Origin of the sequence: Nocardia jinanensis, from assembly GCF_014645735.1 — a bacterium.
Classification (GTDB): domain Bacteria; phylum Actinomycetota; class Actinomycetes; order Mycobacteriales; family Mycobacteriaceae; genus Nocardia; species Nocardia jinanensis.
Genome location: NZ_BMMH01000013.1, coordinates 46,678 through 59,925, shown reverse-complemented (window position 1 = coordinate 59,925; position 13,248 = coordinate 46,678). Strand labels below are relative to the sequence as shown.

6 protein-coding genes are annotated in these 13,248 nt (G+C 69.0%); all 6 read left to right on the top strand.

Annotation, left to right across the window (positions count from 1 at the left end; genetic code table 11):
* Positions 1-125 precede the first annotated feature (125 nt).
* The 6 genes from IEY68_RS25825 (at position 126) to IEY68_RS25800 (ending at position 13,232) form a co-directional block, all read left to right on the top strand.
* The gene (locus IEY68_RS25825; protein ID WP_058856409.1) at positions 126-7,319 is read left to right on the top strand and encodes a type I polyketide synthase; all 7,194 of its coding nucleotides are present in this window, start codon (positions 126-128) and stop codon (positions 7,317-7,319) included.
* 46 nt (positions 7,320-7,365) lie between these two features.
* On the top strand, positions 7,366-8,016 hold the full coding sequence (locus IEY68_RS25820) for a response regulator transcription factor (RefSeq protein WP_156426350.1): 651 nt from the start codon (positions 7,366-7,368) through the stop codon (positions 8,014-8,016).
* 16 nt (positions 8,017-8,032) lie between these two features.
* Positions 8,033-9,685 carry an AMP-binding protein gene (locus IEY68_RS25815; protein ID WP_058856411.1) on the top strand — a complete coding sequence of 551 codons (1,653 nt, stop codon included), beginning with the start codon at positions 8,033-8,035 and terminating at the stop codon, positions 9,683-9,685.
* Positions 9,686-10,151: 466 nt separating this feature from the next.
* On the top strand, positions 10,152-11,297 hold the full coding sequence (locus IEY68_RS25810; RefSeq protein ID WP_058856412.1) for an acyl-CoA dehydrogenase family protein: 1,146 nt from the start codon (positions 10,152-10,154) through the stop codon (positions 11,295-11,297).
* Position 11,298: 1 nt separating this feature from the next.
* Positions 11,299-11,748: a PaaI family thioesterase gene (locus IEY68_RS25805; protein ID WP_082681582.1), complete on the top strand. Its 450-nt coding sequence runs from the start codon at positions 11,299-11,301 to the stop codon at positions 11,746-11,748.
* Positions 11,745-13,232, top strand: a complete 1,488-nt coding sequence (locus IEY68_RS25800) for a flavin-containing monooxygenase (RefSeq protein ID WP_058856413.1) — start codon at positions 11,745-11,747, stop codon at positions 13,230-13,232. Before IEY68_RS25805 ends, IEY68_RS25800 begins: the two co-directional genes overlap by 4 nt.
* Positions 13,233-13,248 lie beyond the last annotated feature (16 nt).

Genomic DNA, 13,248 nt, shown 5'->3' with positions numbered 1-13,248 from the left:
TCCGGCATTTCCGGATCTATCGGGATTCCGTTCGTCTATTGCGGATGTACCGGCGGCGATAATCACGCGCCGGCGCTGCCTCCGCGTGCCCTTCCGAGTTTTCAGATCAGCAGAGGATCAATCGGATGTACCGATCTTTCGTCGACCTACTAGTTTCGCGCTATTCGGAGCATCCGGATCGGCGCGCCTATCGATTCCTGGAAACCGGCGACCTGACCGGTCCGATTTCCGAGATCACCTACGCCGAACTCGGCCGGCGGGCCCGCGCGATTGCCGCGCGATTGCAGGCCGACGGCTGGTCCGGCCGGCGCGCGCTGCTGCTGTACCCGCCGGGACTGGGCTTCATAGCCGGGTTCTTCGGCTGCCTGTTCGCTGATGTGGTGGCGGTACCGGTGCCGCTGCCACAGTTCCACGAATCCGACCGGTCGCTGCGGCGACTGCACCAGGTGATCGCCGATGCCGATATCGATCTGGTACTCAGTACCCGGGACACCGTCGACAGCCTGCGCGCGGTGGCCGATCGCCTGCCCCAGCTGGCGAGCCTGACCTGGCTGGCGACCGAGGAGATCCCCGACGCGCTGGCCGGCCAGTGGCACGATCCCGGCGCGGACCCGGGCGATATCGCGTTCCTGCAGTACACCTCGGGCTCGACCTCGGCGCCCAGCGGTGTGATGGTCAGCCACGGCAATCTCCTGCACAACCAGGGTGCGCTGGCGGCGGCCATGGGACATACACCGGATCACGTGGCGGAGCGGGCCGGTCGCGACTGGTTCGTCAGCTGGTTGCCCGTCTACCACGATATGGGCCTGATCCTGCCGGTGCTGCACGCGATCTACCTCGGCTCGAGTACGGCGTTGATGTCGCCCATACATTTCGTGCAGAAGCCGCAGCGGTGGCTGGAGGCGATCTCGGAGTACAAGATCCACACTGCGGGCTGCCCCAACTTCGGTTATGAGCTGTGCGTTCGCCGGGTGCGTCCGGAAGTGGTGCGAGAGCTCGACCTCAGTTCGTGGCGGACGGCGTTCAACGGAGCGGAACCGGTGCGCCCGAGCACATTACGGCGATTCGCCGAAATCGCGGCGCCCGCCGGTTTCCGGCGCGAGGCATTGCTACCGGTATACGGTCTGGCCGAAGCGACACTGCTGGTGACCGGTGGGGTGGACGGTGGCGTCGACCGTGAACCCGTGCTGCTGGACCGGGGTGCCGAGGGGGAACCGGAATGGGTCTCCTCGGGGCGGCCGCCGGAAGGTATTTCCGTGGTGATCGCCGATCCGGAATTACAATCCGCGGTACCCGACGGTGCGGTCGGCGAGATCTGGGTGGGCGGAGACAGTGTCGCCCAGGGGTATCTGGGTGACGCGGTGAAAACCGCGGCTACTTTCGGAGCCGAGCTGGACGACGGCCGCTCCGGCTTCCTGCGCACAGGTGACCTCGGATTCGTCTCGGACGGACATCTTTTCGTCACCGGCCGCAGCAAGGATCTGCTGATCGTCGACGGCCGCAACCACTATCCGCAGGATCTGGAGCTGACGGCCGAGAACGCGCATCCCGGCGTGCGCGCCGGCTGCATCGCCGCGTTCACCGTGGACGGCGCCGAGCGGGGGGAACTGCCGGTTGTGGTGGCGGAGGTGAAGGCCACCGAAGCCACCGAACTGGCCGAGATCACCGACGCGATCCGCGCCGCGATCGGGGTGGAGCACGGACTGACCCTGAGCGGTGTGGCGCTGGTACAGCCGCGCTCGATCTTCAAGACCAGCAGCGGAAAGATCGAGCGCCGCGCGAGCAAGGCGGCGTATCTGGCGGGTGAACTGGCGTTGGCCGGCGAGCCGGCACGAGTGGAGACCGTCGCCGGACCGGGCGATATCGCGGGGCCGGACACTGCCGCCGGGCCGGAGACCACCGCGACCGATCCGGGAGTGGTCGCGGCCGAGCCCGCTGTGCACAGTTCACCGGGATCGGCGGCTCCGGTATCCGCGCGACACATCCGTGAATGGCTGGTGGACGCGGTCGCCCGGGCCACCGCGCTCGACCCCGCCCGGATCGACCCCGGCCGTCCCCTGGCCGAATTCGGCCTGGGTTCACGCGGTCTGGTGGAGCTGGCCGCCGACCTCTCCGATCATCTCGGTACCGATGTGGATCCGAGCCTGATATTCGAACACCCGACCATCACCGCGATCGGCGCGGCGATCGCGGCCGGGGTGGAGCCCGGGCCGGTGGAGACGAAGGTCGCCGCTCCAGTGGCCGGGGTTCTCGCGGACGGCACCGGGGACGCGATCGCCATCGTTTCGCTGGCCTGCCGGTTCCCCGGTGGCGCGGACGACCCCGATACCTTCTGGCGCCTGCTCGCCGACGGTGTCGACGCGGTCGGTGCGGTCCCGGCCGGTCGCTGGGACACCGCGGGACTCGTCGATCCGGATCCGGAGGCCCTCGGTAAGGCGTACACCCTGCAGGGCGGATTCCTCGACCGTATAGACGGTTTCGACGCCGCGTTCTTCGGGATCACCGCACGCGAGGCGGCGGCGATGGACCCGCAGCAACGGCTGCTCCTGCACACGGCATGGGAGGCGTTCGAACGCGCCGGAATCGATCCGCGACGGCTCACCGGCACCGCCACCGGCGTCTACGTGGGTCTCTACGACAGCGGCTACCTCGCCGGTGCCGACCCGGATCAGCTCAACGGCTACGTGGCCACCGGTAACGCCGCCAGCGTCGCCTCCGGCCGTATCGCCTACGCCCTCGGCCTCCAGGGGCCCGCGGTCACCATCGATACCGCCTGCTCGTCATCGCTGGTGGCGCTGCACCAGGCGGCGCAGGCGGTGCGGGCCGGTGACTGCGATCTTGCGCTGGCCGGCGGGGTGAGCCTGCTGGTGACGCCGCGCGCGCATATCGAGTTCAGCAGGTTGCGCGGGTTGTCCCCGTCGGGGCGCTGCCGTCCGTTCAGCGCCGAGGCCGACGGCATCGTCTGGTCGGAGGGTGCCGGGCTCGTGGTGCTCAAACGCCTCGACGACGCACTGCGCGACGGCGACCCGGTCCTGGCCGTGCTCCGGGGTTCGGCTGTCAACCAGGACGGCCGCAGCCAGGGGTTGAGCGCTCCCAACGGCCTCGCACAGGAGAAGGTGCTGCGTGCGGCGCTGGCCGCGGCGCGGCTCTCCCCGCACGATATCGACTACGTGGAGGCGCACGGGACAGGTACCACACTGGGCGATCCGATCGAGGCCCGCGCCCTGGCCCGGGTATTCGGACCTGATCGTCCCGCCGACCGGCCGCTGGGTGTGGGGTCGCTGAAATCCAATATCGGCCATGCCCAGGCTGCGGCGGGTATCGGCGGCGTACTCAAAGTGGTGCTCGCACTCCAGCACGAGCAGCTCCCGGCCTCACTGCACGCCGAGCGGCCGGCCACCCAATTGGATTGGCAGAGGAGCGGATTGGCGCTTCGGGGCGAAGCGGTAGCCTGGCCCGCCGGGGCGCGTCCACGCCGAGCCGGGGTGAGCGCCTTCGGTATCAGCGGTACCAACGCGCATGTGATCCTGGAGGAACCGCCGCGTCCGGCGACAGTGGCGCGCGCGGATACCGCTGGGGAGACCGGGACCGATTTCGCCGGCCTCTTCGCGCTGTCGGCCCGCACCGAAGCGGCTCTCCGCGGACAGGCGCGACGGCTGCTGGACCGGATCTCCACCGACCCCGCGCTACTTTTGCCGGCGGTGGCGAGCACACTGGTCCGTGAGCGCACTCGGTTCCCGCGCCGCGGTGTGGTCGTGGCCCGTACCCGCGACGAACTGACCGATGGGTTGCGGGCGCTGGCAGACGGGCTACCCGCTCCGCATATCGCGCTGGGCGAGGCGGACCGGGTCCGGTCGGGAAAGATCGCGTTCGTCTTCCCGGGTCAGGGTGCCCAGTGGGCCGGTATGGCTGTGGATCTGCTCGACGAATCCCCGGTGTTCGCGGCCGAACTCACCCGGATCGATGCCGCGATCCGCCGGTATACGGGCTGGTCGGCGGCGGCCGTGCTGCGCGGGGGCGACGGCGCCCCGGCGTTGCGCGGCGACGATGTGGTGCAGCCGGTGCTGTTCGCGGTGATGTCCGCGCTGGCCGCGGTGTGGCGGGCCCGGGGGATCGAACCGGACGCCGTGATCGGGCACAGCCAGGGCGAGGTGGCCGCCGCGTACGTATCCGGCGCACTGAGCCTGGCCGACGCGGCGGCGATCGTGGTGTTGCGCAGCCGTGCGTTGCCGAAGATCGCCGGTACCGGTGCGATGGCGGTGGTCGGACTCCCGGAGAGCGAACTGGTGACCCGGCTGAACGGCCGGGTGTCGGTGGCGGCGGTCAACAGCAGGCTGGCCACGGTGGTGGCGGGTGAGCGTGCCGCGGTGACCGAGCTGCTCGCCGAGCTGGAGCGCGAGGAGGTGTTCACCCGGCTGCTGGCGGTCGATTACGCGTCGCACACCGAACAGGTGGAGTCCCTGCGCGAGAACCTCACCGCCGACCTGTCCGGTATCACCGCCCGCGTGAACGGTATCGGCTGGTACTCCACGGTGGCGGGTGAACCGTTCACCGAGCGCCCGATCGAATCCACCTACTGGTATCGCAACCTGCGCGAACCCGTCCGCTTCGCCGCGACCGTGCGCCGGATGCTCGACGACGACTACCGCTATTTCGTGGAACTCAGCCCGCATCTGTCGCTGGCGACCGCGGTGCAGACGGTGGCCGAGGATGCCGAGGTCGAGGTGGTATCGGTCGGTTCACTGCGCCGAGACCGCCCCGGTCCGGCCGCATTGGACCTGGCGCTGGCCGAATTACACGCCGGTGGAATGGAATTGGTGTGGGACCGGGTACTGGAGCCGGCGGCGCGGGTCGTGCTGCCGACCTACGCGTGGGACGAGTTGCCGTTCTGGACCGAGCCCCGCCGGGACTCGGTCCGCCGATTCGGCCTGGAGCCGGCCGGTCACCCGGTGCTCGGCGTCGTCGTCCCGGTGCCGGAGACCGGTGGCGTGGTGCTGGCCGGGCGGTTGTCGCGCCGTGCCCAGCCCTGGCTCGTCGATCACGCGGTCGGAGAACAGGCGGTGCTACCCGGAGCGGCGGTCGTGGAATGGGTGATCAGGGCCGGTGACGAAGTGGGCAGCCCGGTGATCCGTGAGTTGATCCTGCGGGAGCCGTTACCGGTGCCGGCCGATGCGGCGGTGGCGGTGCAGGTGAGTGTCGGCGGCACCGGCGCGGGCGGCGAACGGGCCGTCACCGTGTACTCGCGTCTCGACGACGGCACCGGCCGTCCGTGGACCGCGCACGCCGAGGGTGTGCTGGCCGGGGCCGCCGATCTCGTACCGGCCGACCTCACCGACTGGCCGCCGCCGGAAGCCGTCCCGGTGGACACCGCGGCCTTCTACGAGCGGCTCGCGGACCTCGGCTACGGGTACGGTCCGGCGTTCCGCGGACTGCGCGCCCTGTGGCGGCGCGGCGACGAGACCTTCGCGGAGATCGCGCTGCCCGAACAGGTCTCGAGGCGAGGCTACGGTATCCATCCGGCGCTGCTCGACGCCGCGCTGCACGCGGCGGCTGCCGGGGCACGGCCGGATACCGGCACCGTACGGTTGCCGTTCGCCTGGTCCGGGGTCACCCTCTATGCCGCGGGGGCTTCGGTATTGCGTGTCCGGGTGCACGGCGGTCCGGGCGAGCGCGTGCGGGTGAGCGCGGCCGACAGCGCGGGCGTTCCGGTCGCCGAGATCGAATCGCTGACCTTCGGTGAGGTCTCGGCCGCCGAACCGACCTCGCTGTACGTCCAGGACTGGGCGGTGCTGCCGGAAGCCGTGGACCCGGATCCGGTGGCGTGGACCGATATCGCGACCGAACGTGGCGGCACCGGCCAGGCCGTCCTCGCGCTGCGCGGCCCGGATCGCGAGCTACCCGGCGGCGCGCGCTCGGCCACCACAGCCGCGCTGGCGACGATCCAGAAATGGTTGGTTCGGGCAGATCCTGACGCCACACTGGTCGTTCTCACCAGGCGTGCTGTCGCCGCCGTGGAGAACGAGGATGTGCCCGACCTGAACCACGCACCGGTCTGGGGCCTGTTGCGGTCGGCTCAGTCCGAACACCCGGATCGCCTGATCCTGGTGGATCTGGACGAGTGGGACACCGCATCCACCGCGGTCGCTGTCGCGGTCACCACCGGGCGACCCCAGCTGGCCCTGCGGGCGGGCACCGCGCTGACACCACGGACGGTGCGGGCACGGCCCGTCGCGACCGGAGAGCACTGGCCGACCGGCGCCGACCCGGCCGGTACGGTGCTGATCACCGGTGGAACCGGTGCCCTCGGGAAACTGGTGGCCCGGCACCTGGTGACCGCATACGGGATACAGAATCTCCTACTCGTCAGCCGGTCCGGCGACGCGGCGCCCGGCGTGGCCGAGCTGACCGCCGAACTGACCGGCCTGGGGGCGCGGATCCGGGTGGTGGCGGCCGATCTCACCGACCGCGCCGCTGTCACCGCCCTGCTGCACGATATTCCGGCAGCGCATCCCCTCATCGCGGTCGTGCACGCCGCCGGTGCGCTGGCCGACGGGATCTTCACCGCCACCGCGCCCCGGCATCTGGCCCAGACGTTCGGTGCCAAAGTCGATCCGGCCTGGACTCTGCACGAACTCACCGCGGAACTCGATCTGGCGGCCTTCGTCCTGTTCTCCTCGGTGGCGGGCATTCTCGGGTCGCCCGGCCAGGCCGCCTATGCCGCCGCGAACACCTTCTTGGACGCGCTGGCCGCGCACCGGCGCCATCGCGGTCTGCCCGCGACCTCGCTCGCCTGGGGCCTGTGGGAGCAGCCGGGTGGGCTCACCGGCGAGCTGACCGCCACCGACCGGGCCCGGCTCGAGCGCGGTGGCGTGGCGGCACTGTCCACCGCGGAAGGATTGGCCCTGTTCGATACCGCGTTGCGGACCGATCGCGCCCTGGTGATCCCGGCGCGTATCACGGGTCGTAACACGGCAGGTCCGGTGCGGCGTGGGGCACGACCGGAGGCCGGCACGGCCCGCGGTCCCGCCGGGGATCTGGCCGCCCAGCTCTCGGCGACCGAGCCCGAGCAGCGCGAGGCACTGGTCCTCTCGGTGATCCACCGGAATTTGGCCGAGATCGTCGACCATGCCGAATTGCGCACCGGCCACGGCACGGTCACCTTCAAGGAGATCGGTGTGGATTCGCTCGGGTCGGTGGAGCTGCGCAACCGGATCCAGGCCGCGACCGGCCTGAAACTACCCGTCACCCTCACCCTCGAACATCCCACTCCCGCCGCTCTGGCCCGGTTCCTCCAGGAGAAGCTGGGGGACCGAGGGTGAGAACGCGAATTCGGGGCAGACGGTGAACCGGCGTACGGAGTGCACCGTGGCGGAGGTTCTGGTGGCCCCGATACCACAACCGCACACAGTGGTGATCGCCTCCGACTCACCGTTCACCCGGCGGGATTTCGAGCGGACAGTGACCGCCGCCGGGGATCTGGCGCTGGCCGGGACCTGCCGGTGGCGTGAGGTGGCCGACCGGACGGCGCGGTGGCGGCCCGATCTGGTGCTCCTGGACGCCTCGGCCGGGCCGCTGCCCGAGCTGCCGGATATGGTGGCCCGGCTGCGGTCACCGAACCGGCCGCCGCTGATCGCACTGCTGGTACCGCCCGGCGTGACCCGGGTGGATGCGGAGTACGCCGACGCCGTCCTCGCGTCCGGCCGGGGTGCCCACGCGGTCGTGCGTGCTCTGGAGGTGCTGGCGTCCGGTGTCGTGGTCACCGCGCGAGCACCCGGCCGCTGCCCGGAGCCCGGGCCGGGTCCGGAGGTGCGTCAGCGCCTTTCGACGCTGACCGAACGGGAGCGCGAGATCCTCGTGCTCATCGTGGACGGTCTGTCGAATCGTGAAGTGGGGTCCCGGCTGTTCATCAGCCCGGACACCGTGAAGGAACATGTCAGCCGCATTCTGGCCAAGCTCGAGGTGGCCAGCCGTATCGAAGCGGCGGTCGCCGCGGTGCGGGCGGAACTCGGACAGTGAGTAGCAGGGAAACGATATGACGATCGACGGTTTCCGCAGCCGGGCGGGACTCCTCGCCGAAGAGCTGAAAGCCTATGCGCGACTGCAACAAACCGGGGTTCTGGACCTGACCCGGCCGCGCGGTGTGCTGCGGTTGGCGGGCAATACCCGCCGCTACGGCGCGCAGGCGTCGCTGATCAAGAAAACCGCGCGGGAACTGCCCGAGGGAACGGCGGTGATCGACGAACGGGGACCGCTGACCTACCGGCAGCTCGATGAGCAGTCCGACGCACTGGCCAACGCCCTGCTGGCATGCGGGCTCGCCCCGGGTGCGGTGGTGGCGGTGCTGGCCCGCGACCACCGGGGACTGCTGCTGACCATCAGTGCCGCCGGTCGCGCGGGCCTGCGACTGACGATGCTGAACACCGGTTTCGGTGCGGCGCAGCTGGTGGAGGTGATCCAACGGGAGCAGGCGCAGGTGGTACTGCACGACGCCGAGTTCGCCGGTCGGCTGGAAGGATTGCCGGCGGACCTGCCACGTTTCCTCACCTGGACCGAACCCGATCATCTCGCGGGCCGACCGGAGACGATCGACGAGCTCATCGCCGCGGCCGATACGACACCCCCGGAGGCGCCCCGGCAACCGGGCGGTTTCGTCATCCTGACCAGCGGTACCACCGGGACTCCCAAAGGCGCCCCGCGAACCACGGTGACACCGCTGCTGAGCGCGATGCTGGTCGACCGGATCCCGTTTCCGCGCCGGGGCACCATCCTGATCGCGGCCCCACTCTTCCACGCCTATCCGTTCGGGATGTGGACGGTCGGAGTCGCGCTGGGCAACCGGGTGGTACTGGCGCGGCGGTTCGACGCCGAGGCCACCGTGCGCGCACTGGCCGAACACCGTGCCGAACTACTGGTGGGGGTGCCGACGATGCTGCACCGGATCCTGGATCTGGGCCCCGAGATCATCGGGCGCTACGACCTGTCGGCGCTGCGCGCGATCGTGGTGGCCGGTTCCACGCTGACCCCGCATCTGGCGCAGCGCGCGCAGGACACCTTCGGCGAGGTCCTCTACAACCTGTACGGGTCCACCGAGGTGGCTGTCGCCACGGTCGCGCAGCCCGCGGAACTGCGGCGAGCGCCCGGTACCGCCGGGCGGGCGCCGGTGATGGTGCACGCGGTGCTCTACGACAACGACGACCGGCTCATCGACACACCGAACACCAAGGGACGCATCTTCGTCCGTACCGGAGCGCCCTTCGAGGGATATACCGACGGCGGGCACAAACAGATTATCGACGGCCATATGTCCACCGGCGATATCGGCCATTTCGACGAGGAGGGTCTGCTGTTCGTCGACGGCCGCGACGACGATATGATCGTCTCCGGTGGCGAGAACGTCTATCCGCTCGAGGTGGAGCATCTGCTCGCCGATCATCCCGGGGTCGCCGATGTGGCGGTGGTCGGTGTCGACGACCCGGAATTCGGGAAACGCCTGCGCGCGGTCATCGTCGCGGCGCCGGGTGCGGCGCTGGAACCGCAGGCGGTGCGCGATCACGTGAAAGCCAACCTGGCCCGGCACAAGGTGCCCCGCGATGTGCTCTTCGTCGAGGTGTTGCCCCGCAACGCGACCGGAAAGGTGGTGCGGCGTGCGCTGCAGGAACTCGATGCCGTGCCGGACCGTGCGTAGCGACTCTGCCGCCGCCCCCGCCGTTGCGCTCCCGGTGAGCCGAAAGCTTTCGGGCCCAGGTTCTTTCCGTTGGATAGGGGCGTCGTCGCGGCACCGCGGGACGGGGTCCCGTACAGCGGAGGGACGGGGAACTCGATGCCGAGATCTGACGGCTGTATCGGATCGAAGCGCTCACCGCGCCGATTCTCGCGGTTTCGGCACCGGCGGTACTCGCGGTGGGTCACGAGATCTATCGGAATCTGATTCCGGTGCCGGAATTCCCGGGCAATATTCTGCCGTGTCTTTTCCTTGTTTTCGCGCGCCTTTTCGATTGTGTAGTCCACGGATTACACCCACCCGATCGGGGGGTATTTTCCCGAGTGATGGCTCCGTAGAGTAATTGTCGCGGACGGATCGAATCGAGAGGAATTCGATCCGGCCGCCATTCGTTCACGCCCGCGACATATATCGGGAGCTGGGGAAGTAGATGGCATCAGATCCTTTCGCCACCGAGGAGAGAGTGGCTCTCCGTGAAATGGTCCGCGGCTTTGCCGAGAAGGAGATCGCGCCGAATATCGACCGATGGGAGAAGGACGGCCTGATCCCGCTGGACCTGCATCGCAAGGCCGCGGACCTGGGCCTGCTCGGGCTCGGCTTCGACGAATCCGTCGGCGGCAGCGGCGGCGACAGCCTCGACTGGTACGTGATGGCCGAGGAACTGGTGCTCAGCGGTCGCTCGAGTGGACTGCTGATGGCGCTGTTCACCCATCACGTCGCGCTGGTCCCGGTCGCCGCGCACGGCACGCCCGACCAGATCGCCAAATTCGTGCGGCCCACCCTGGCCGGGGAGAAGCTCGTCGCTCTCGGGGTGACCGAGCCCGGCGGCGGATCGGATGTCGCGAATCTGCGCACCACCGCCCGCCGTGACGGCGACACCTATGTGGTCAACGGCGCCAAAACTTTTATCAGCACCGGCGTACGGTCCGATTTCGTGATCGCCGCGGTGCGCACCGGCGAGGCCGGGCACAAGGGTATTTCGCTGTTGCTCATCGAGAAGAGCTCGCCCGGCTTCGAGGTCACCCGGCATCTGGACAAGCTGGGCTGGGACTGCTCGGATACCGCCGAACTGTCCTTCGACGACGTCCGGGTACCGGCGGAGAATCTGGTCGGTCCGGAGAACCAGGGCTTCCGGCTGATCATGGAGCTGTTCGAGAGCGAACGGCTCGCGCAGACCGTCATGGCCTACACCACCGCACAGCGCTGCCTCGATCTCGCCGTGGAGTGGGCCCGCGCCCGGTCCACCTTCGGGAAACCGCTGATCGCCCGGCAGCTGGTGCGGCACAACCTGTCCGATATGGCACGCGCCGTGGAGGTCAGCCGGGAATTCGCCCACCGGGTCATGGTCCGGGTGAACGCCGGCGAGGCACTGGTGCCCCAGGTGTGCATGGCCAAGAAGCAGGCCACCGACGCGGCCCAGTTCGTGGCCGACGCGGCACTCCAATTGCACGGCGGCAGCGGTTATATGCGCGATACCGAGGTGAATCGGCACTACCGCGACGCCCGGGTTTTCTCCATCGCCGGCGGCACCGACGAAATTCTGGCCGAAATCGTGACCAAGTGGATGGGATACTGATATGCCCCGATCGATCGATGTGAGCTCGGTACGAGCCACGCCGGAGGATCTCACCGAGCTCAATGCCAAGGGGTTCGACGGTGTCGTCGGCCTACGCCTGACCGAGGTCTCACCCGACCGCGTCCGCGGCGAATGGGCAGTCGAACCCCTACTGCACCAGGCCACCGGTGTGCTGCACGGCGGTGTGCACTGCGCGGTCATCGAATCACTGGCCAGTACCGCGGGCTGGACCTGGCTGAACAGGGCCGGCGGTCCGGGCGGTGTGGCACTCGGGGTGCACAACAGCACCGATTTCATCCGCGCGACCACGGCCGGGACCCTGTCCGCGGAGGCGACCCCGGTGCACCGGGGTCGGCAGCAACAGATCTGGCAGGTCACCGTGAGTGACGATCAACAGCGGCTCATCGCGCGTGGACAGGTGCGGCTGCAGAATGTCGGGGTGGGAGCATGAGCACCACACAGCAGCCGGCGATCGCGATCATCGGGGCCGGATTCGGCGGTCTGGCCGCCGCGATCGAACTGGAACGCAACGGGGTCGACTACATCGTCTACGAGCGCGCCGAATCGCTCGGCGGTGTGTGGCACGCCAACCGGTATCCCGGGGTGGCGTGCGACCTGCCGTCCTCCATCTACGCGTATTCCTATGCGCTGGGCACGGATTGGTCCCGCAGGTTCGCCGGGCAGCCGGAGATACTCGGTTATCTCCAGCAGACCGCCGACCGGTTCGGGGTCACCGGCAAGATCCAGTTCGGGACCGAGGTCGTCGCCGCCACCTTCGCCGAGGACAGATGGCTGCTGGAATTCGGCGACGGCACGACCCGCTGGTTCGACGCGGTGATCGCGGCGACCGGTGTGCTGTCCCGGCCGAAGATCCCGGAGCTGGCCGGAATCGACGAATTCAACGGTGTCACTGTCCATTCCGGGCAGTGGGACGATTCGCTGGATCTCACCGGTAAGAAGGTGGTGGTGGTCGGTAGCGGCGCCAGCGCGATCCAGCTGGTACCCGCGATCGTCGACGATGTCGCCGAACTCACCGTGGTGCAGCGCTCGCCGAACTGGGTGGTGAACCGGCACGACCGGCGGACCACCTGGATCGGCCGGACACTGGCACGTATTCCGGGATTCCCCCAGATACAGCACCATCTCACCTTCCTGTGGAACGAACATCGCGCTCCACTGATCTTCACATCACTGGACCCGGCCCGCGCCGGCCTACATGCCTGGGTGAAGCTGAAGATCCGCCGTCAGATCCGCGACCCGGAACTGCGCAAGGCGGTCACACCGGACTATCCGGCCTTCTGCAACCGGCTGCTCATCTCCGACGAGTGGTACCCGGCGCTGGACCGCCCGCATGTCGGTGTCCACCGGCAAGGAGTCGACCGGCTCACGCCCACCGGTGTGAAGCTGGCGGACGGCCGCGAGGTGGACGCGGATGTGATCGTGTGGTGCACGGGTTTCCGCACCGAGGAGTATCTGGCCCCCATCGACATCACCGGACGGGACGGCCGGAAACTGCAGGCGGAGTGGAAATCCGGGCCGCGCGCGTACCTGGGTGTCGCGGTTTCGGGTTATCCGAACCTGTTCATGATCTCGGGACCCGGTACGGGCGGTACGACGACCAATTCGTTCGTCTACATACTGGAACGCCAGGCCAGGTACGTGCGCCGGGCGCTACAGCACATCGGTTCCGCCGGCGGCTGGCTGGACGTGTTGCCGCGGATCCAGGAGCGGCACAACGCCTGGCGGCAGGAACGGCTGGCCAAGACGGTGTACGCGGGGAGCTGCCCCGGCTGGTACACCAGCAGCGATGGCACCGCCGCGCCCATCTGGCCGGGTTCACATCTGTCGTACGGTCGCGCCACCAGGGGCTTCGATGTGACCGACTACGACCACGGTGGCCGGTTGCGAGCAGTGGAGTCCGTGGTGACCGCCTGACCCGCCCGAGCCGGAG